Consider the following 21,806-nt stretch of genomic DNA (forward strand, 5'->3'; position numbering starts at 1 on the left):
GTTAGGGAGGGATCGTTCATGACAGATACAGTAGATTGTGAAATTCGACAGTCTTTAGATCGAATTTCCTCCCAAATGCGTCGAAATTATAGTGAATCTCTTCGGGAACTTAATCTCTATGTAGGACAAGATAATCTGTTGTATCGGCTGTGGTTGGGTGATGGGGTAACCCAGATGCAACTAAGTGAACATATGAAATGCGAACCACCAACGGTTACAAACATGGTCAAATCACTGGAGCAGAACGGATTTATATATCGCAAGCGTGATGTACAGGATGCAAGGATCATGCGTATCTTTCTAACCGATAAGGGCAAAGAATTAGAAAAACCAGTTGAGCATAAATGGAGAGAGCAGCAAGAGAAACTACTTCAATCCATTTCTTCGGAAGATCGGCTGATATTGAGGCAATTCATGCAACAAATGGAGCGAAATATCTTATAACTTATGCCAAGATTCACGTAAGCTAAATAAATGAACGAAACAGAGCCGCTATTATAGCGGCTTTTTTTATTGCCAATAGATATGCTTACTTGTCCAGAACAAAGAATTTGTACTGGGATAAGATTGTGATAATTCAAGTTAATTTTGTTCATTTAGTTGCTTAAGAGATTACAGTACACTGAAAGAACATACAAACGGAACACACTAAACATGAAAAATGTGAGGAATTATAATTCGTTGGAGGTTTTAACGTGAAGACCAAAAATATCTGGTTTAATCAACCTGCTGGAACATGGGAAGAGGCATTACCTATCGGAAATGGAACTCTTGGAGGCATGATTTTTGGAAAAACACAGATCGAGAGAATTCAGCTTAATGAAGATAGTCTGTGGTATGGTGGTCCGATGCAGCGGAATAATCCTCAAGCACTTGAATCTTTATCTCAGATCAGAAGCCTGATTTTTGACGGTAAGATTAGGGAAGCAGAAGAACTCGCAGCAGATACTCTGGTAGGTGTTCCTGACGGGCAAAGGCATTATGAGCCATTAGGGGACTTCTATATCGCTATGGATCACAGTGAACATGAATTAAATGGATATCAAAGACATCTCGATCTGGAACAAGGCAAGGTAAACGTGCATTATACCGCAGATCAATCCATTTACAGCCGTGATTATTTTGCTAGCTACCCAGATCAAGTGCTCGTTGTTCATCTCAAATCTAGCGTGCCTGGAAAGTTATCTTTCTCCACTGTTTTTGGCAGGGGAGCTGTTCTGGAATCAACATCCTATTCAGATATTCTTAAGCATCCTGTTGGTTTCCAATCCTATCTGGACCGGATCGAGAAGCGTGGAACGAATAACTTGATCATTCGGGGAAGAAGTGGGGGAGAAGAAGGAATCCGATTTTGTTGTGCGATTCGCCTTATATCTGAAGGGGGGCAGGTTCATTATTCAAGCGGTCAGCTTTCTCTGAAGAATGGTAATTCAGCGACTATTCTAATCACGGCTTGCACGGATTTCCGAGTACCCAAGGAACAACTCGAAGTGGAGTGCCTCCGAAGAATTGAGGCCGCTTCAACAAAACCATATAGCGAACTGCTCGCCAATCATGTCTCGGACTATCAATCCTTATTCGAAAAGATGGATATACATCTCGAAGATGAAAATAAAGATGTGATATGTTCCGAACTTCCAATCGATCAGCGCCTTGAACGGCTTAGAGCTGGTAAGCATGATCCGGAACTGATGAGTCTATACTTTCAATTTGGGCGCTATCTGCTTATCTCAAGTAGTCGTCCAGGTTCTTTACCGGCAAATCTTCAAGGGATATGGAATAAAGACATGCTTCCTGTATGGGATAGCAAATATACGATTAATATTAATACACAGATGAACTACTGGCCTGCAGAAAGCTGCAATCTGTCTGAATGTCACGTTCCATTATTTGATTTTATAGATCGACTGCAAGTCCGGGGAAAGGAAACCGCTAGAACCATGTATGGATGCAAAGGGTTCGTTGCTCATCACAATTCGGATATCTGGGCAGACGCTGCTCCGCAGGATGTATGCATGACATCGACCTTTTGGACTATGGGAGGAGCATGGCTTTCATTACATCTATGGGACCACTACGAATACAATAAGGATGTTCAATTTCTCAAAAAAGTTTACGCCACGATGAAAGATGCGGCTATGTTTATTCTGGATTATCTAATAGAGGATCCTACCGGCAATTGGGTGATATGTCCTTCGTCCTCACCGGAAAATCGCTATATATTAGATAATGGAGAGTCGGGGGCTTTATGTTTTGGTGCTTCAATGGACAATCAGATTATTAGAGAAATCTTCACGCGTTGCATTGAAAGTACCCGAATATTGCAAGAGGATCAGGAATTTGGAGAATTACTCCGTGGTGCTTTAACCAAAATACCGGAGACCTCCATTGGCAAACATGGCCAGATCCAAGAGTGGAGTAACGATTATGATGAATTGGAACCTGGTCACAGACATATTTCCCATTTATTCGCTTTGCATCCTGGAACGCAAATTACGTTGCAATCAACACCTGACCTGGCCAAGGCAGCTCGTGTAACACTCGACAGAAGACTGGAACACGGTGGTGGACACACAGGATGGAGCCGGGCGTGGATTCTCAACATGTGGGCACGATTAGAGGAGTCGGAACTTGCACACGATAACATCGTGGAACTTCTACGTTCCTCCACGTTACCCAATCTGTTTTGTGACCATCCTCCATTTCAAATTGATGGGAACTTTGGAGGTACTGCAGGGATAGCAGAGATGCTTCTTCAGAGTCATAACGAAGTAATCAGATTGTTACCTGCTTTGCCATCAGCTTGGCCAAAAGGATATATTCGTGGTATTCGGGCTCGTGGCGGATTTGAAATAGATCTGGAATGGAATAATGGTCGTCTATTCAATACCAGAATTCGCTCTATTGCAGAATCAAGAGTAACCGTATCCTATCTGGACCAAAAGATAGAATTAACCTTTCCTGGCCCCAATTCAATAATTGAACTAAGAGGATACGACTGGAATAACAAATAAGAACTTACTGATTACCTGAGCGAATGCCGGCTGACAAAACTGCCGGTCTTCGCTCTTTTTTTTGGCTGAGATAATATAAGATATAGGCAAGAGTTGGCGTGTTTTGCTTAATGCAATGTTTAAAGAAGACTTCCATATTTAACAAATTTACCAGGTGAAGTGCCTACCTGCTTGGTGAAGCTGCGAATAAAATTGGCATAATCTCCAAAACCGGATTGATAACAGGCCTCTGTAATACTTAAACCTTCGATTAAATAAGATTTCGACAGCTCTATACGGCGACTAAGAATGTATGCTCGAATCGTGAGTCCGGTATGCTTTTTGAATTGCCGACTAATATAGCTGCTATTCGTGAACATAGCCTCTGACAATTGTTCGAGCGTCAGTTGCCTCGTCAGATTACATTCAATGTAATCCATCGTGTTTCGAACTAGTTCAGGCATAATATCCGTTGCAACAAAATCCGTATTTTGAAAAGTTAGATTTGTTAGAAGGAGTAACTGTGTAATCAAAATATTCCCCAGAATATCCGCTCCATAGTCACTTGATGAGAGATACTGTTCAAGCTCGTCAGCTAATTGTAGCACTCGTTGAAGTTCGTCCTCTTCAAGATGTACGATGTTACCCTTACCCTTGGGACGGTAGTCGAAACATGCGGATAAGTTGGTGCTTGAAGTAGACAAGCGGTTCAGATATGACTTTTTCAGATTTATGGTAATTCTCTCATATTCGTTTTTGTCCAAGGCAAAGGAACGGTGCATCTCCTCCGGGTTAAGAACGAGCAGATCTCCACGTTGCAAATGGTAACAACGGTTCTCAATATAGAAATTCACATTGCCACGAAGAAACAAGTAGAGTTCATATGCATTATGTCGATGATAAAACGTTCCCATATTATACGTGGTGGTGCGATGAAGGTACAACAGCTCATTCTGGATTGGATCAAACAGGTATTCTGAAGTCTCATTCATATCAGATATATGACCTCCTTGTCGTTTCGCGCAATAAATATAGCAGTTTGTGCAATGAAATTGCAGACGTGAACCTATAAAATGTAACCATCCTAGCATGATGGATACATAATTGCAAGCGTTTCCACTCAGGTGTGTACAACGCGATTGGAGGAAAAGATGGATCTGATTTTCACGGCTAGAAGTAAAGTGCAGGACACCGTAGAATACACGGCACTGGACAAGCATGCTCTCAAAGCTAGCGTAAAAGTAACAAGCGGGAACGGCAGTGCAGAAGACCCATGGCAAGCCGACATTCAGATTTACAACGAGGGCCAGAATGCCTGGGTAGGGGTTATTCATGTGGAAATGCCGTTGGACAAACAGAATCCGAGGTTTTTTTTACCTGCATTTATGTATGGCCGCAACCGGGGCGAAGCACCTCAGAATGTTCCAAATGAGTTCCCCAGGCTAAGGGAGGGCAGTCCTTCTCGTCCTTCATCACCCTGGTGGATGGTAAGAAGTGATCGTCTGTCTCATCCAGCTGCACTTATCTATGATGAAGGTCGGATTGTTGGTCTAAGCGCAAGTCCCTACTGGATCAATACAGGAAACCAGAAGCAGCAATGGTATCCAGGAATGGAAGGAAACTTTGTGCAATATGGGGGATTCACATGTTCTATTAAAAAGGGTACGGTCGGATATACGTTGGGATATGAGAATGCTCCGTTGTTATTTATCAAATCCAGACTTGTCCATGAGCGAGCTGCCCTTGGAGAAAACTGTTTTGAACTTGCGGCAGGTGAATCGATTGGGCTCACACTTGAACTATATAACTACGAGTCTGAATCAGAACTGGGCATCAATCCAGCACTGGAAACAATCTATAAGAGGTATCACGAAAAACCAGGAGAAGGAAGTGACACTCAGACAACGGTAACGGATTTGTCCAATGCCATCTATGAGTATGCCTGGCTTCCGGAGGATCGTCATTACTCTACATTTGTATATGAAGATGCTGCTGAAACCGGTGGCTACCGATACAACAAAATTATCTCAATCAGTTGGACAAATGGTATGACCATCGCTGCACCAATGCTTATGGCCGCACTGCGCCTGAATAATGAGCCCATGCGACAGCAGGCGTTATCCTGCATTACCAATATTATCGAGAATGCCATGAATCCCGAATCCGGACTTCCGTATGACGCCTATCAGGATGGGATATGGAGTGTTAAAGGCTGGTGGTTCGACGGCATGCGTACCCCAGGACATTCCTCTTACCTTGTAGCTCAAGCGATGTTCTACATTCTGAAAAGTTACGATTATGAGAAGCGCATTCGAAATGTGAGTCATGATGATTGGCTTGCTTACGTCAAGCAAGTACTTGATCGTCTGGAGTGCACGAAAAATACGGATGGAGAATATCCCACCATTTTGTCAGAGCGGACCGGAGCAGGTCTTGAATATGATGCCTTTAGTGGGGTCTGGTGTCTTGCTGCCAAGGCATATTACTGTTGGTTAACCCATGATGAATCTTCTCTGGATGAGCTCAGACGCAGTGAAGCCCACTATTACAACACCTATGTGCAACACATGGAATGTTACGGCGCTCCACTGGATGCGGACAAGGCAGTGGATTCGGAAGGCATTCTGGCTTACATCAAAGCTGTTCGGTTTCTGCACGTGTTGACCGGTGACGAGCTGTATCTAGATCACATGAGAGATGCGATCAGTTATGAATTCAGCTTCAAATTTTGTTACAACTCACCTATTAAGATTCCTCCACTCAGTACATTAGGCTGGTCCAGTTCTGGGGGAAGTGTTACTTCAGTAGCTAATCCGCATATTCACCCCATGTCCAGCAATCTAGTGGATGAGCTGTTGTATTATGTTGGACAGCGGGAAGAGAATTATGTTCGTCAACGTATGATGGACACCATCGGGTGGGGTTGTCAGACCTATAATCGTTATGATCAAGAATTCGGCTATGGCAAAAAAGGATGGATGTCTGAACGCTTCTGTCATTCGGAAGGACTGGTCACTGAAAAATATGCGGATGGTACACCAGCCAGCACCTGGTTTTGCCTGATGCCATGGGCCAGTGGATCGATCATTGAAGGCCTCGTTGGCGACTATTGGGATTATGCACGACATGAATGAATGTATTATGCAATAACTACAACAGTCACCATATTAGATTCCGCCGATAGGGAGACACGCTACCGGCGGTTTATTTTCGTTGGAGGAAAGGGGACACACGGATGTTAAAAGTATTACTGGTAGATGACGAGATGTATATACGAAAGGGGCTGTATGAACTCATAAATTGGATGGATCTTAATATGGAGATTATCGGAGAGGCAGAGAACGGTGTAGAAGCATTAAATCTGATTGAATGCCTGCAACCAGACGTGATTATAACAGATATCCGTATGCCAATCCTGGATGGACTGGAACTGATACGTGCCGTAGAGAAAATGCCACATCTCGAACCTGTGTTCATTATCATCAGTGGTTATCATGACTTCAAATATGCACAGCAGGCAATCAGGTACGGTGTTCATGACTATATCCTGAAGCCTATTGATGATGAAGAACTGACGGCGACGTTGCAGAAGTCAGCTAATCTGATTTGCAATAAAAGAAAACATATTCTTTTGACTGAGGGACAGGCCAGTAACATCATGCTGGAGGATGTGATCAAAGGCCATGTACAGAAGGAGGATGAACATCGATATGCCGAGATGCTTGGGATCAATCGTAACTCTAGTCTGCTCATGACTTTGATTGAACTTCAGACCGGATTAGATGCAATTAAAATTACGATTGAACAGCTACGTGAAGCAGTACATTCTCTGGAGAGTAATTTATGCAAAATGTTCATCAGTGAGCAACAACGCGGCATGTTTGCTTTATTACTGTTGTGGCCTGATCATCATCAAGGAGGCTCGGCGTTACAGGATAACCTGCATAATATTCATATAACACTGAGCAAAAGGTTCAACCTGGATATCGGTCTTTACGCAGGAACACTCGTCAAAGAAATTGGTGATGTCACACAATCCCTTATGGCGGCTGAAGAAGCAGCCAAGCATAAATATGCTGAAACTGGTGGTGTCGTACGTTATACGGAGATCAAGGACAAACCACTGTTTGTTTTCAATGTATACCAGGACGAGGTGGATCAATTAATTCTGAGCCTGGAAGAGGGGAATAGGTCAGCGTATCACAAGATTGTAGAAGAGAAATTTAAATTGTTTCATATGAATCGATTTTCTTCTCAGGCTGTATCGGGTTCTCTTTTGCGTTATATAACGGGTATTCTCGCTGTGGTCCATGAAATGGGTGGTAATGATGAAGGGTTGCAGCAGCTGAAGGAGCTCGCACAACAAAGTCATGAAGGTTGGAATTTACGACTATTGAAGAATGCATTTCTCATCGCGTTGGAGGAAGCCGAGGATTATGTCTCTCATTTACGAATGGAGCGATCCAAAGGAGATATCAGCAAGATCAAACGATATATTGATGCAAATTATACCGAGAACATCAATCTCAAAAGCATTGCTGCGCTCTTCTACATGAATCCCGTTTATCTAGGGCGATTATTCCGCAAAAGTTACAATCAATACTTCAATGACTATCTGCTGAACCTGCGGATTCAAGAGGCGAAGAAGTTACTGCGCCAAACGGATCTGAGAATGTACGAGGTCGCTGCACGCGTAGGATTTCAGAATGCGGATTATTTTGTAACCCAGTTTGAGAAATTAGTTAAGTTATCACCTACAGAGTATCGCAATCTCCTTATGGCAAATGAGCAGCGAGGTGCACAATGCCAAGATGGAACCTGAATTACATGAAGCTTCGAGATAAGCTACTGCTTATGTATGTCTTATCTGTGTTTATTCCCATCGTTGTTACCAATGTGGTGTTCTACAATGTCACATCCGCCAATATTCGTAGTCAGAAAACTCGTGATGCTGGCATGGCCTTGAACAATCTGAAGAACGACCTGCGGGTAACCATTGATCAGGGCGTCGGTCTCTCTTATTCGTTATATACTGACCCTGTATTCAACGACACCATCTCCCGTTCATTTCAAAGTCATTTTGAGTACATTGACGCTTATAATTCCTATCTAAAAGGGCAATTCTCCGGGCAAATGAATCAGGGGATTCGCTGGTATCAAGTGTATACCGATAATTCTACCATTTTATCTTCCGGTTATATTGATCGTTTAACTGACGATGTCCGCAACTCGGACTGGTACGTTCAATTTCAGGCATACTCCGCCCCTTATCCGGCATTGATCTCATCGGATCAGATGTTAAGTCTGGTTCAAAGGCTCGACAATCTGGACACTGGGGGGAGAGAGCAGTTACTTAAAATTGACCTGAATATGGATATGATCAAGCAGTATTTTCACAACAGCGGATTTGATGGAAAAGTGTATCTTCTTGATCCGGGGGGACACATCCAATTTTCAAATGATCCTACAGCAGAAGAAGCTCAGATAGGGAAACGTTACAGCGAGATCCAGTTTCCAAACAAAATGATTCCCTTTGAGATTACGTATACAGGTATTAACTATCTGGAAGGGTGGTCCCTGCATGGAGTGATGGATGAAGAAATTGTGTTGAAGGAGGTGCGGAAGTCCCGTTCCTTCGTCGTATGGCTGGCTTGCATTAATTTTGTCCTGCCTTCTATTATCATCGCGGCGATGTCCAGATCCATCCATGTCAGGCTGGTGCGTATTCTAAAACATATGAAAAAAGTAAAAACACAGAATTTCCAGACGATTCCGCCTGAAGATGCAAGAGATGAAATAGGTCAACTCACGATGGAATTTAATCGAATGACCGAGACGATCCATAACCTGATTCATGAGGTATATCTCGCCGACATCCAAAAGAAAGACCTGGAGTTGAAGCAGCAGGAAGCACAACTTCATGCGCTCCATAGTCAGATCAACCCACATTTTTTGTTTAATACGCTGGAGTCGGTACGTATGCGGAGCCTCATCAAAGGTGAGAAAGAGACTGCCAAAATCGTGCATAACATGGCCAAGATGTTCCGCAAGTCGATTAGTTGGAATCAGAATGATGTGACAGTGAAGGAAGAATTGGAACTCATCGAGAGTTTTTTGCAAATTCAGAAATACCGCTTTGGAGAAAAACTCCAATATACCATTGAGGCAGATCCTGCGGTACTGATGTACCGAATCCCCAAGATGGTTATCCTTCCCTTTGTTGAGAATGCAAGTATTCATGGAATTGAGTCATCTCCGGGTGTAGGCATCATTCAACTCTTTGTTTCAATGGAAAATGAACAGCTCCATATCAGACTAACGGATAACGGTATAGGGATGTCACAAGCAAAATTAGAAGAGTTGTTAAGTTACCTGGATCAAAACACCGATATGGGAGAGCATGTTGGCATGAAAAATGCGTATAGTCGCTTAAAACTTTGTTATAAAAATCACTTTACATTCGACATCCAGACATGGGAAGGAGAAGGTACGCGTATCCAAATTAAGCTTCCACTTGATCCATCAGCCATGCCAGGCGACTAAATACGAGGGATATACTTTTCAAAGTAGGAGGTACACTTTCATGGGTAACTTTGAAAGCGCTATCTTGATATATTGAGAAGGCTTAAAGACACAAACAATACTTTAAGGGGGCATTTGCTACATGTTTAGAAAAAAAAACATTATAACAGGTCTGGCCATTTTACTGGCTGTAACCCTGGCAGGTTGTAATAAAGCCAGCCCGGAAGCCTCCTATCCTGACAGTAATGACAACACCCCGGTCACCTTTAAATATTTCACGTTTGGCGGTGGCAAGAAGGACATTCTGGCAAGCAGCACGACCATTGGCAAGAAGCTACAGGAGCAAACAGGCGTTGACTGGAAGATGGAATATCTGGTGGGCGACGGTGCAACCAAGGCAGGTGTAATGATTGCGAGTGGGGATTACCCCGACATCATCGACTCCAGTGGTGAAATGGCCAAATTGATGGATGCAGGATCTTTTATCCCGCTGGATGAACTGATCGATCAATATGGGCCTAACATCAAGCGGGTATACGGGTCTTATATGGACAAATTCAGACAGGAGGATGGAAAGATATACTTCTTGCCATACACTGCCAACATCGGTTATGTGTCAGAGCCTAATTTTCAGACCGGCTTTTATATTCAGCGTGCTGTGTTAAAAGAGTTTAACTATCCCAAGATCAAAACGCTGGACGAATATTTTGACTTGATTGAGCAATACAAGCAAAAGCATCCGCAGATCGATGGAAAAGAAACCATCGGCTTCGCCACACTTGCTGGTGAATCGGGCAGCTTTTTCACCCTGCTAAATCCGGCTATGCATCTGGCAGGTTATCCAAACGATGGCAGTGTGATGGTGGATATGCAGAGTCATGAAGCCAAACTGGTAGCCGGATCTGATTATCAGAAACAATGGATTCAGAAGCTGAGCGAGGTTAACGCACAGGGGATGTTTGATCCAGAATCCTTCACAATGAACCAGGATCAGTATCTCGCCAAGTTGACGTCCGGTCGGGTGCTGGGATATTTCAGTTACTCCTGGCAAGTTGGAGACGCAACGAACAACCTCAAGAAGGCTGGTATTGACGATAAACGATACGTATCTCTACCGATCGTATTTGATGACAGTGTCAAAGACCAGTATGTGGACCCGCCAGGTTTTGTGAACAACTACGGTGTCGGAATTACCGTAAATGCCAAAGATCCTGTGCGAATTATTAAATATTTTGATAATTTGCTCAAGGAAGAAAACCAGATTCTGGTTCAATGGGGTGTTGAGAACGAGACGTATAGTGTGAATGATGAGGGTCGCTTTTACTTTGAAAATGATGACCAACGCAAGGCACATGAAGATCCGGAATTAAGTCGTAAATTCGGCTTTGACTATTTTAATTACAGCTGGCCTCGTTACGGCAATAACTCCGTGCTGGAGGATGGCAACGCCTATGGACCGGGCAACCAACCAGAAGTGGCTACCTTTAGTTACACGGACGGTGACAAGCTGTTGTTAGAGAAATATGGTGTGGAGACATTCACAGAACTATTCAGCACACCGGATGAGCGTCCTTGGTCTCCTGCTTGGTCTATTGCACTGGAGCAGGGCTCTCCTGAACAGATTTTTATCACCAAGGCAGAAGACCTCCAGAAGAAATATTTACCCAAAATGATTATGGATTCGCCTTCCACTTTCGAGAACACATGGAATGAATATATGAGTCAATTGAATCAACTCGACAAGAAAACATACGAAGCTACGATAACACAGGCAGTTAAGGATCGTGTAGCTGGCAAATGGTGAGTGTAATCCACGAGAGAAAACACGGAACGGGGGAATATTCACATGTTAAAACCAAAATTTAGAACAGCGGGTTTAGCTGTATTACTAACAGCTTTGCTGGCTGGGTGCAGTCAAAACAGTTCGTCATCAGCGCCTTCAGCCACAGGTGATGATGAGAACAGTCCAGTCACGTTCTCGTATTACATGTTCTCTCCAGGCAAGAAGGATGTTCTGGCAAGCGAAACTACCATCGGTAAAGCGTTGCAAGAGCAGACGGGTGTGGACTGGAAGATGGAATATCTGGTAGGTGATAGTGCTACAAAAGCCGGTGTCATGATTGCCAGTGGAGACTATCCTGATGTCATTAGCTCCAGTGGTGAGATGTCCAAGTTACTGGATGCAGGTGCCTATATTCCGCTGGATGATCTAATTGAGGAATACGGTCCTAATATCAAAAGGGTGTATGGACCATATTTCGATAAAATGAAAAATGCCGAAGATGGAAAAATCTATGCCCTGCCTTATACGGCTAATCAGGGTGAGTATTCAGGTAGCCCAAATGTGGGCGGAGGAGCTTTCTGGATTCAACGATCTGTGCTCAAAGAGTTTGATTATCCCAAGATCACTACACTGGATGAATATTTTGATCTAATTCAGGATTATAAGGAAAAACATCCAACTGTCGACGGTGCAGACACAATCGGATTTGTGTCACTTGCGGGTGTGGCTAATAACTTCTTCACACTGCAAAATCCAGCGATGCATCTTGCCGGTTATCCGAACGATGGCAGTGTCATGGTCGACATGACTACCCATGAGGCAAAAGTTGTCGCCGGAACAGATGCCCAGAAAAAATGGATTCAGAAGTTGAATGAAATCAATGCTCAAGGCATGCTTGATCCGGAATCCTTTACGATGAACAAAGACCAGTATTTGGCCAAGCTGACTTCGGGTCGTGTGTTAGGATACTTCAATTATGGCTGGCAGATTGGGGATGCATCGAAAAACTTGCTCTCTGCAGGCATTGATGAGAAGCGCTACGCTCCACTTCCGATTGTGTTTGATGAAGGAATCAAGGATCAGTATGTGGATCCTCCCGGCTTTGTCAACAACTATGCAACAGGTATCTCGGTGAATGCCAAAGACCCTGTTCGTATCATCAAATATTTCGATAATTTGCTGAAGGAAGAGAATCAGGTTCTGGTGCAATGGGGAATCAAGGATGAGACGTACAGTGTGGATGAAAAGGGCAGATTCTATTATGTAAATGAAGATCAACGCAAGGCTCATGATGATCTGGAGCTCAGCCGTAAATTCGGGTTCACCTACTTTGGGACAGACTGGCCGAAATATGGCGGTGAATCTACACTAACCGATGGTAACGCTTATAGCCCTGGCAACCAGCCGGAAGTGGCCGCTGCATCTTACACCGAGGGAGATAAGAAATTCCTTGAAGCCTACGGTATCCAAACCTTTAGTGAATTGTTTAACAAACCGGAAGAGCGGCCTTGGTTCCCGGCATGGTCCATCGCATTGGAGCAAGGATCACCTGAACAGATCTTCACGACCAAATCGGATGATTTGCAACGTAAATACTTGCCGGAAATGATCTTGGGAGCACCATCGAATTTTGATAAATTGTGGGATGCCTACATGGCTGAACTGAACAAATTGGATAAAGCTGGTTATGAAGCGACCATTACCAAAGTTGTGAAGGATCGTGTTGCAGGAGAATGGTAATACGAACACTTTAAGTGCGTGTTCAATAAGACCGGTTTTCAACAACCTCTTTAAAACAAACTGTTACATGCGCAGGAGAAGACGAAAGAGCATAAACTCCGGCTTCTCCTCGCATGAATAACAGCACAGGAAAGGAGCAGGTTCACCGTGGAGAAACCTAATGTCTCCCTTAACTCGACGCCTCCGGCCTCGAGTCCGAAGGGAACCAGAGCACACTCGTTCTTTAAGCGACTTGTGCAACAACGAACGCTTGCCTGGATGTGTATTCCTTTTGTCATCTGGGCTTTTATCTTCAAGTACCTGCCGTTATGGGGATGGACCATGGCTTTTCAGAATTTCAAACCGGCAAGGTCCTTCTCGGATCAGCAATGGGTAGGTTGGCAACATTTTAGTACGTTATTTGAAGACAATACCTTCTACCGGGTGCTGCGAAATACACTCGTTATGAGTTCCATTAAACTGGTGTTGGGATTTGTGACAGCAATTACGCTGGCTCTCTTGTTGAATGAGCTGAAAAATGTCATATTTAAACGTTTTGTGCAAACCGTCAGTTATCTGCCTCACTTTATCTCGTGGGTTGTTGCTTCCAGCATTGTATTAACAGTCCTGTCACCAGACGGAATTATCAATCTGCTGCTGATGAAGCTTCACCTGATTGACAGTCCGGTACTATGGATGGGGAAAGGAGAATACTTCTGGGGTATTCTGGGGGCAACTGAGGTCTGGAAAGATGTCGGTTGGAACACCATTATCTATCTGGCAGCAATTACGGCAATTGATCCGGCGCAATATGAGGCTGCCGAGATTGATGGAGCCAGTCGCTTCAAACGGATGTTATATATCACCCTGCCTGGCTTGAAACCGGTTATTGTGATCTTGTTGATCATGAACATGGGAAGTATTCTTGAATCCGGATTCGAACCGCAATATCTGCTGGGTAACGGGATGAATATGGACTATTCGGAGAATCTGGACATCTTTGTACTCAAATATGGATTAGGGATGGGGAACTTTTCCTTAGGTACAGCAGCTGGCATATTCAAAACGGTGGTCAGCTTCATCTTCCTTTTCTCAGCGAACTATATAGCGAAAAAAATGGGAGAGAGCAGACTATTCTAAAAGGAGGCCTATGCCATGCGTAAAGGAAACACATCCCGCTTGCGGAATAGCAGCACCGGGGATCGAGCGTTTGACACTTTTAACATCATCTTCATGGTATGTTTGATGATTGTGACGATTTATCCCTTTGTTAATATGATTGCCGTATCCTTCAATAATGCAAACGATGCCATTCGGGGTGGAATATATCTATGGCCTCGTGTATGGACACTGGACAACTACAAATACATTTTTGGCGAATCCGATATTTATCACGCAACTCTGATCTCGGCGCTGCGTACGATCATTGGAACCGTGGTGTCCGTCTTCTGTACAGCCATGCTCGCGTATACGGTTAGTCGTCAGGAATTTGTGCTTCGCAAGTTTGTTACGATGTTTTTTGTATTCACCATGTATTTCAGCGGGGGGTTGATCCCCGGTTATCTGCTGATTCGAGACCTTGGATTGATCGGTTCCTTCTGGGTATATATCATTCCGGGTGTAATCGGTGTCTTCAATATGATCGTCATCCGTTCATTTATTGAGGGTCTTCCTGAAGGCATTCTGGAGTCAGCCCGTATTGACGGGGCAGGGGAGTTCACGACATTTATCCGCGTTGTCCTGCCGCTAACGATTCCCGCAATGGCAACCGTATCACTCTTTGTAGCTGTGGGACAATGGAATTCCTGGTTCGATGTATTCCTGTACAACTCTTCCAATAAAGAATTAAGCACATTGCAATACGAATTGATGAAGATTCTGCAAACTTCGACGACCTCAGCGACTTCATCAGCAAGTGATGCTTATCAGTCTGCCGAAAGCAATGCAACGGCGGTCACACCAACCTCGATTCGAGCGACCATGACCATTATTGCAAGTGTTCCTATTCTGATGGTGTATCCGTTCTTACAGAAATACTTTGTACAGGGCATGACGATTGGCGGTGTAAAGGGTTAGTCATGACCTGAATAATTTCATAGAAGTATGAAAACGCAACAAACTATACCGTAGTAACGTCTATTCATCCATAGAATACAACAGGAGTGAAACAAATGCATGTAAAATGGATGACGATTATTGGTGCCGTTGTTGGCTCTATGCTTATAGGGGTGGGAACGGCAGCTGCGGAAGAAACGTTTGTTGATCTAAAGTATTCAAAGTGGGCAGAGGATGGCATCACGTATATGGCGAAACGGGGAACAGTAGCCGGATACGGCAATGGGATCTTCAAGCCAGAGGCACTTGTGACAAGGGCACAAGCTGTCACTTTTATGGTGCGCGAGCTCTATTCAGATCAGCTTCAAAGAGCAGTGGAAGGCACAACTTATTCCGATGTTCCAACTACACATCCTTTCCATCGAGAAATCATGATAGCTGCTAAAAATGGACTTGCAAGTGGTTTTCCTAACGGAACTTTCCATCCGGACGCACCACTTAGCCGCGCAGAGACTGCGGCCTTCCTTACACGGGCATATGCACTCGTGGAAGGTAAGAACGCCGCAAAATGGACAGACACGGACAGGCATTGGGCAGCAGCACCCATTCTTATTATGAGTTCAAACGGCTTGGTCGGCGGTTATTCAGATGCCACCTTCCGTCCGAATCAAGCTGTCACGCGTGCTGAATATGCCGTATTTATGGCGAGAGTAATTCGCTTCGAACGTGAAGCGGCCATTCGGACACAAGATTGGGACAAACTGATATCCTATATGACGGTAAGCGAGCAAGTTGGTCAGATGCTTATGCCCGACATTAGGCAATGGAATGGTAAAGCGACAACGACCGTTAATGAGGGGCTGAAACGCACGATCCATGATCAGGACTTGGGCGGACTTATTCTTTTTGACAAAAATATTGTAGACGTGACGCAGCTTACAACGTTCACACATGATATACAAAGAGAAGCAGGTGATATTCCTCTATTTCTTAGCATCGACCAAGAAGGAGGCGTTATTAAGCGAATACCAGGCGGTACGAACCTGCCAGGTCAAATGGCGCTTGGCGCAACTGGAGATGCAACACTAGCCGAAGCAGCTGGTCAGCTGACAGGGGAGGAGCTGAAGGCACTGGGACTGCAGATTAATTTTGCGCCAGTGCTGGACATCAACAGCAATCCAGATAACCCCATCATTGGTATACGGTCGTTTGGCTCGGATGCGGATTTGGTGACACGGCTTGGTCTGGCAACAATAAAAGGGCTACAGCAATCAGGGGTGATGGCGGCAGTTAAGCATTTTCCGGGACATGGAGATACAACGGTAGATTCCCATCTTGGTATGCCTGTGCTTGCCCATAACCGAGAACGGCTTGATGCGGTCGAATTAAAACCGTTTCGGGCTGCGATTGAAAATGGGGTAGAGATGATTATGACCGCGCATATTGCTTTCCCTGCCATAGACAACGAACATGTCACTTCGCTCAAGGACGGTGAACGTGTGCCGATTCCTGCCACCTTATCGAAAAAGGTACTGACAGGACTTCTTCGCGGAGAGCTTGGATATGAAGGTCTCATTGTGTCCGATGCCTTTACCATGAATGCAATTGCAGAGCATTTTGGGGAGAATCAATCGGTGGAACGCGCCGTTTCCGCAGGTGTTGATATCATCCTTATGCCAAAAGATTCAGCAGCGGCCCATCAAACGCTGGTGAACGCGGTGAACAAAGGAACGATTAAGGATGAAACCATACATGCATCTGTGAAACGAATCTTGAAGATGAAAGCGAAATATGGTTTGTTTGAAGACAGTCAAACTCTTGCCCAAAAGCTAACTAAGCTTAAAGGTATCATCGGATCGAAGGCACACCGAGCAGTGGAGCAGACAATCGCAGAGCGAGCGGTCACTGTACTCAGCAGTCGCGAAGGTGTGCTTCCTGATCCAATTAAACAAGGCGACCGGGTTGTTATTGTTGCAGCCGAGCAGGAACAGGCGAAACAGCTTGAAAAACAACTGTTGCAAGCCGCTAATAACCTGTCGTTAAAGACTGAAATATCACTTGTTGGTCAAGGCAAAATGAATGAAACGCTCCAGGCAATTGGCAAGGCGAATTATGTCATTCTTGCTTCTTACCAATTCCGTAACGTGGCCAGCCAGTTCGGTTGGAGTGAGTATCAAACCTTGATTAATGCGATGAACAAGAGTAGTCAGCGATACACGCTGATTTCACTCGGTAACCCATACGAGATGATCTATTTGCAGAACGTGCGCTCGGGGATTGCTGTATATGGGAAGCAGGAACCCAATACGTCTGCCGGGATCAAAGTATTGCTTGGTCAACTGAAAGCTGTAGGACAGTTGCCCGTACTAACGGATTAACGCTTAATTAATGAAGCAAAAAAACGGATTCCAGCATACGGAATCCGTTTTTTATTTCAAACTTTTGTTTTATCGATCCATCTACCAAACCATCACTCGGGTATTTCCTCGCTACAAACAAAATGAAGCAGCATCTTCACAAATTGCTCCGTCATCCGCATATCCAATGAATTATCATGAGCAGCACGAATAGTTACCATGCGCTGGAGCATGCCCATCATCGTTGTGAAGATAAACTGAGCCAGATCTAACGGAGGGGATGGATTCTTAATACTCCCGTCAACAACGCCTTGGGATAAAGCGCCCATCAGGAAATGTTTTTCTTTCCCGTTCTGGTTGAACTTATCATACTCTTCTCTTAATTCAGGACTAAAATCATACATCTCATAGTTGATATCAAATAATTGAATAAACCGGATGTAGTCTGGATGATCCTGGGCATAAACAACCCATGCATTCAACATGACCTTGAGTTGTTCTCGTCCATTCAAGTCCTTCGTTGATGCACAGCTAACCTCATCCGTTAAATGTTCGATCAGTTGCATCTGAATGGCTAAAAGAAGCTCATCCATAGACTGAAAATGTTTATAAAAGGTCACTCTACTAAGTTCAGCTTTTGTACATACATCCTTAATCTTCACCTGGAGCAATCCATATTTCAAAAAAAGCTCCTTACCTGCTGCAATCAAATCATCACGATGTTTATTTCCCAATTGTTGATGCCAGTTTTCATTCACTTGTATACAATTGTCCTTTCTTCGAACGAAATGCGTTCAAGGTCAGTCCGAGAGAAGCGAGTAGCATAATTGCACCAAAAATATACGGGAAGTTTATGTTTTTGTCAAACAATAGCCCTGCGATCAGCGGGCCAATCACCGTTCCGAGACTGGAAAATGTAGTATTCAAACCCGATGCATAACCTTGCCGATCTCCTGCATTTTTGGATATTAACGTGCTGACCGAAGGCCGCAAAAACGAATTAAAGGCAAAGAATAAGGCAGAAGCGAACAGCAGAAAAACTAGGTTGACCTTAATTAACATTAACAATAAAGCTATGGGTGTGACTATTAAGGAGAGACGGATCAACTTAACTTCACCGATTCTCTGTACGAACCAATCTAAAAGCCAGATCTGCACAACGATACCGATAATCGCGCCCAAAGTAATAATGATGGAGATTGTTGCAGCGTCGAATCCGTATTTTTGCTCTGCAAAAAGCGCGAATACTGTCTCATAACTCATGAGACCAAAGGTCATGACAAGCAACACAATCAAGTATTTGAAATAGGGGACTTTAAAAGAACTCCAGATTTTCTTGCCCAAGTGATCTCCTTTTTGAAGACGGATGGAGACCGTTCTTTTCTCCGGGGGAAGTGTCTCAGGCAATAGCAACGTCATTAGGGCCGCAATCAGTCCCAGCCCCGCTGCGAAGAAATAGGGCATGCGAATGCCCATCTCGGCGATGAGACCGCCCAGACCAGGTCCCAGAACCATCCCCAAGTTCATAGCTGCGCCGAAATAGCCCATACCTTTTGCACGTGTCTCTGGCGTTGTAATATCGGCGACATATGCGAGGTTGGCAGGAACCATTAAACCGAGACTTATTCCACCGATAAACCGTGCGACATAGAGGAACGGCAATGACGTCGACAGCGCAAATATGATATCTGAAATGACAGACAGAAACATACCTGCGATGATCAACTTTTTGCGTCCAAATCGATCAGACAGTTGTCCCCCGAGAGGGGAAAAGAAGAATTGAGCGGCACCGAAGGCTGCAACTAAAAATCCTGCTACTGTGCCTCCCGCATGAAAAAGCTTCAAATACTCCGGCAATATGGGGATAAGCATCCCTTGCCCCAATAAAGCGATAAACAGATTTAACATCAGAATGAACAGTGGAAAGCGAACTGATTTTGGTAATGTACTCATGTACGTCATTAACCCCTTCATTTACAACTTGTTAACCTTTACATTATGTAAACCATTTTAAATGATTTAAAGGAAATATGTAAATCTTTTTTTTAGTGAGTAGAGTTATAATTGAATTCATATGGAGGTGGGAACACGTGAAATTAGAGGAATTGTTTACGGTACATGTGAACATCGAAGAATCATTTGATTTGCAGAATAGCGAAGATGATTCGGTTGTCATGATTACTTTTACAGGCAGCGTAACCGGAAAGTACTTTGAGGGAATTGTGTTGGGTGGAGGAGTAGATACGCAGATCATCGGGAAGAATGGTGGTCCGCATACGCTATCGGCAAGATACATGCTCCAAGGAACCGACAACGCAGGCCATTCCTGCAAAATTTATATCGAAAATAACGGAAATATTGATAAAACGCTGAAAACTGCTTTATTTCGTACTTCCCCCAAAATGATTACAGACAGCAAAGCCTTATCCTTCTTGAACCGTGAGGCACTTATTGGAGAAGGTCATCCGACGGAGTCAGGGATAGATATAAAAATATATAGGGCGCTATGATAGTGCGAGACATGTGATAACTATTTTGTTCATGTGTCTCGGAGCAAGATAGCCGGTTATGCAGATCGAGAGTCGCTAAGGAGCGGCTCCTTTTGTCGTATGAGACTTTACGTCAATATTTATATGTACTCTTTTACAATTAATTAACATAGGATGGATACGGCGCAGACACTTCTCACCTATAGTATGATGAGCGAAAATAAACCAATATCAGGCGGAATAAGGAGAAAACTATTCATTATGATGATCAAAAAAATCGGGATTTCAGTAGCATCACTCGCCATCTTAACGTCCGTAAGTGTGTTTGACGTCTATGGTGCAGGCTCCAAACGCATGATCGAAGTTTCTGAACAATCGGCTAATGTGGTTGTGAACGGACAAAGGGTGGAAGGCGAATCATTTCTCTACAATGGGGTCACTTATGTACCTGCAAGAGCGATTGGTGAAGCCTTGGGGCAAGAGGTAGACTGGGATAACAACACCCAATCGGTGTTTGTTGGACAAAAAATGGATGATCAGCAGGGATACCGCGGTACCAAAACGCCATATCCTTTTAAGGAAACAAGTTACACAAAAGCTCCTATTGGATATGAACCCATATTTATTAACTACATAGGGAGACATGGTTCCAGACATCTATCCAGTTCCAAGTACGACAAGACGTTATTTGAACTGCTCGACATCGCTGAAAAGGACGGGCAGATCACTAATCTGGGCAAAGAGCTGAAGAAGGAAATTGGCAATCTGATGAAGGTTGAAAAAGATCATTATGGATTGTTATCCACTACGGGTGGGGAAGAATTGAAAGGAATAGGGGCCAGAGTTGGGCAGAATTTCAAAGAACTTTTTACATCGGATAAAAAAGTGATTGCACAAGCAACCTTCAAAGATCGAACGCCGCAGAGCAGAGATCAGTTTATTGACGGGTTAAAGGAAAGCTTGGGAGATAACAAGGTAGACATTCTGGCTTCAGCTTTTGAAGAAGGGAAAGACCCCTATCTACGGCCCTACGACCTAGCGACAAAGTATAATGAGTACGTAGAAGATGGAGACTGGGTTAAGTTATACGAGGATTATGTCACACAGAGCACTGGAACGCGTTATGCAAAAGAGGTCCTTCTGCAATTTTTCTCTGAAGACTTTTATCAACGGCTGAACGCTGGAGAGTTTGAACTGAAAGATGAGAAGGGAAAAGTGAAGCTCAGCAACCCAACCGAGGCTGCTTCTAATCTATATGAACTCTACATCATTTCTTCGAATATTAAAGGAGAAGGTGACTTCGAATTCGGGCGGTATTTCACGGCTAATCAGTTAAAATGGTACGAGAGCATTGACAATATCAATGATTTCTATGAAAAAGGTCCATCTTTAACCTCAACGGATCTGCCGCAAAATATCATTGCACCTCTGGTCAAAGAGTTGATCGTGTCTACCGACCAGTCCATTCAGCAGAAAGACACGGCTGGTATATTTCGTTTTGCTCACGCAGAAACCATCATTCCACTATCTTCATTCCTAGATATCGCCGGAGCTAATGTGAGTATCGACAAACCGCAGGACGTGACCCAAAACTGGAATGGCTCGGTTATCTCACCAATGGGAGCAAATATTCAATGGATTCTTTATTCCAATGGTAAGGATGTTCTCGTGAAAATGCTTAGAAATGAAGAAGAGATCGCGTTCCCGATTGAAACAAAGACCTATCCGTACTATAAATGGGAAGATGTAAAAGCATATTACCAAAACAAACTGCAGAAGGTAGGCGTAAGCTTGGACAGCAGTTTGGAAGACAACATTGAGCTTTTACAGAAGAAATTCTAATCGGTGAAACGATATGCATTTTATATGAAAATAAAGACGAAGATGA

The 21,806-nt window shown here is 43.9% G+C and carries 15 protein-coding genes; 12 read left to right on the top strand and 3 right to left on the bottom strand.

Going from position 1 to position 21,806, the window contains the following annotated elements; translation table 11 throughout:
• Positions 1–18 precede the first annotated feature (18 nt).
• Entirely contained in the window at positions 19–444 is a 426-nt protein-coding gene (locus tag V6668_RS15205) for a MarR family winged helix-turn-helix transcriptional regulator (RefSeq protein ID WP_036671145.1), read from the top strand.
• 251 nt (positions 445–695) lie between these two features.
• Entirely contained in the window at positions 696–3,014 is a 2,319-nt protein-coding gene (locus V6668_RS15210; RefSeq protein WP_338708849.1) for a glycoside hydrolase family 95 protein, read from the top strand.
• A 119-nt stretch (positions 3,015–3,133) separates the two neighbouring features.
• Here the strand turns inward: V6668_RS15210 and V6668_RS15215 are convergent, their stop codons facing one another.
• A complete protein-coding gene (locus tag V6668_RS15215; RefSeq protein WP_100526271.1) occupies positions 3,134–3,985 on the bottom strand; it encodes an AraC family transcriptional regulator in 852 nt (283 codons plus the stop codon).
• Positions 3,986–4,144: 159 nt separating this feature from the next.
• Between V6668_RS15215 and V6668_RS15220 the strand changes: the two genes are divergently transcribed.
• From V6668_RS15220 to V6668_RS15255, 8 genes are all read left to right on the top strand, one after another.
• Positions 4,145–6,127: a hypothetical protein gene (locus V6668_RS15220; protein ID WP_338708850.1), complete on the top strand. Its 1,983-nt coding sequence runs from the start codon at positions 4,145–4,147 to the stop codon at positions 6,125–6,127.
• Between the two features lie 101 nt (positions 6,128–6,228).
• Positions 6,229–7,815 carry a response regulator gene (locus V6668_RS15225; RefSeq protein WP_338708851.1) on the top strand — a complete coding sequence of 529 codons (1,587 nt, stop codon included), beginning with the start codon at positions 6,229–6,231 and terminating at the stop codon, positions 7,813–7,815.
• On the top strand, positions 7,797–9,536 hold the full coding sequence (locus tag V6668_RS15230) for a sensor histidine kinase (RefSeq protein ID WP_036615824.1): 1,740 nt from the start codon (positions 7,797–7,799) through the stop codon (positions 9,534–9,536). Before V6668_RS15225 ends, V6668_RS15230 begins: the two co-directional genes overlap by 19 nt.
• A 121-nt stretch (positions 9,537–9,657) precedes the next feature.
• The gene (locus V6668_RS15235) at positions 9,658–11,319 is read left to right on the top strand and encodes an ABC transporter substrate-binding protein (protein ID WP_036615821.1); all 1,662 of its coding nucleotides are present in this window, start codon (positions 9,658–9,660) and stop codon (positions 11,317–11,319) included.
• Between the two features lie 42 nt (positions 11,320–11,361).
• Entirely contained in the window at positions 11,362–13,038 is a 1,677-nt protein-coding gene (locus V6668_RS15240; RefSeq protein ID WP_338708852.1) for an ABC transporter substrate-binding protein, read from the top strand.
• A gap of 147 nt (positions 13,039–13,185) precedes the next feature.
• On the top strand, positions 13,186–14,157 hold the full coding sequence (locus tag V6668_RS15245; protein WP_338708853.1) for an ABC transporter permease: 972 nt from the start codon (positions 13,186–13,188) through the stop codon (positions 14,155–14,157).
• Between the two features lie 15 nt (positions 14,158–14,172).
• Entirely contained in the window at positions 14,173–15,093 is a 921-nt protein-coding gene (locus V6668_RS15250) for a carbohydrate ABC transporter permease (RefSeq protein ID WP_036615816.1), read from the top strand.
• A 95-nt stretch (positions 15,094–15,188) separates the two neighbouring features.
• Positions 15,189–17,450: a glycoside hydrolase family 3 N-terminal domain-containing protein gene (locus tag V6668_RS15255; RefSeq protein WP_338708854.1), complete on the top strand. Its 2,262-nt coding sequence runs from the start codon at positions 15,189–15,191 to the stop codon at positions 17,448–17,450.
• 92 nt (positions 17,451–17,542) lie between these two features.
• Here the strand turns inward: V6668_RS15255 and V6668_RS15260 are convergent, their stop codons facing one another.
• Both V6668_RS15260 and V6668_RS15265 read right to left on the bottom strand, forming a co-directional pair.
• Complete coding sequence (locus V6668_RS15260) at positions 17,543–18,187, bottom strand: TetR/AcrR family transcriptional regulator (RefSeq protein WP_338708855.1); 645 nt, start codon at positions 18,185–18,187, stop codon at positions 17,543–17,545.
• Positions 18,180–19,382 carry an MFS transporter gene (locus V6668_RS15265; RefSeq protein ID WP_101313780.1) on the bottom strand — a complete coding sequence of 401 codons (1,203 nt, stop codon included), beginning with the start codon at positions 19,380–19,382 and terminating at the stop codon, positions 18,180–18,182. Before V6668_RS15265 ends, V6668_RS15260 begins: the two co-directional genes overlap by 8 nt.
• A gap of 137 nt (positions 19,383–19,519) precedes the next feature.
• Here V6668_RS15265 and V6668_RS15270 point away from each other — a divergent pair, with 137 nt between their 5' ends.
• The gene (locus V6668_RS15270) at positions 19,520–19,939 is read left to right on the top strand and encodes a DUF3237 domain-containing protein (protein WP_127548556.1); all 420 of its coding nucleotides are present in this window, start codon (positions 19,520–19,522) and stop codon (positions 19,937–19,939) included.
• 240 nt (positions 19,940–20,179) lie between these two features.
• Positions 20,180–21,760 carry a histidine-type phosphatase gene (locus tag V6668_RS15275; RefSeq protein ID WP_338708856.1) on the top strand — a complete coding sequence of 527 codons (1,581 nt, stop codon included), beginning with the start codon at positions 20,180–20,182 and terminating at the stop codon, positions 21,758–21,760.
• The last annotated feature ends 46 nt before the right edge of the window (positions 21,761–21,806 follow it).

This window comes from Paenibacillus amylolyticus, assembly GCF_036894225.1.
Taxonomy (GTDB): domain Bacteria; phylum Bacillota; class Bacilli; order Paenibacillales; family Paenibacillaceae; genus Paenibacillus; species Paenibacillus amylolyticus.

Excerpts from the sequence above, each read along its gene's own strand:
- V6668_RS15230 (WP_036615824.1), top strand. The coding sequence starts at position 7,797 with ATGCCAAGATGGAACCTGAATTACATGAAGCTTCGAGATAAGCTACTG.
- V6668_RS15255 (WP_338708854.1), top strand. The coding sequence starts at position 15,189 with ATGCATGTAAAATGGATGACGATTATTGGTGCCGTTGTTGGCTCTATG.
- V6668_RS15215 (WP_100526271.1), bottom strand. The coding sequence starts at position 3,985 with ATGAATGAGACTTCAGAATACCTGTTTGATCCAATCCAGAATGAGCTG.
- V6668_RS15235 (WP_036615821.1), top strand. The coding sequence starts at position 9,658 with ATGTTTAGAAAAAAAAACATTATAACAGGTCTGGCCATTTTACTGGCT.
- V6668_RS15265 (WP_101313780.1), bottom strand. The coding sequence starts at position 19,382 with ATGAGTACATTACCAAAATCAGTTCGCTTTCCACTGTTCATTCTGATG.
- V6668_RS15225 (WP_338708851.1), top strand. The coding sequence starts at position 6,229 with ATGTTAAAAGTATTACTGGTAGATGACGAGATGTATATACGAAAGGGG.
- V6668_RS15220 (WP_338708850.1), top strand. The coding sequence starts at position 4,145 with ATGGATCTGATTTTCACGGCTAGAAGTAAAGTGCAGGACACCGTAGAA.
- V6668_RS15240 (WP_338708852.1), top strand. The coding sequence starts at position 11,362 with ATGTTAAAACCAAAATTTAGAACAGCGGGTTTAGCTGTATTACTAACA.
- V6668_RS15250 (WP_036615816.1), top strand. The coding sequence starts at position 14,173 with ATGCGTAAAGGAAACACATCCCGCTTGCGGAATAGCAGCACCGGGGAT.
- V6668_RS15275 (WP_338708856.1), top strand. The coding sequence starts at position 20,180 with ATGATGATCAAAAAAATCGGGATTTCAGTAGCATCACTCGCCATCTTA.
- V6668_RS15205 (WP_036671145.1), top strand. The coding sequence starts at position 19 with ATGACAGATACAGTAGATTGTGAAATTCGACAGTCTTTAGATCGAATT.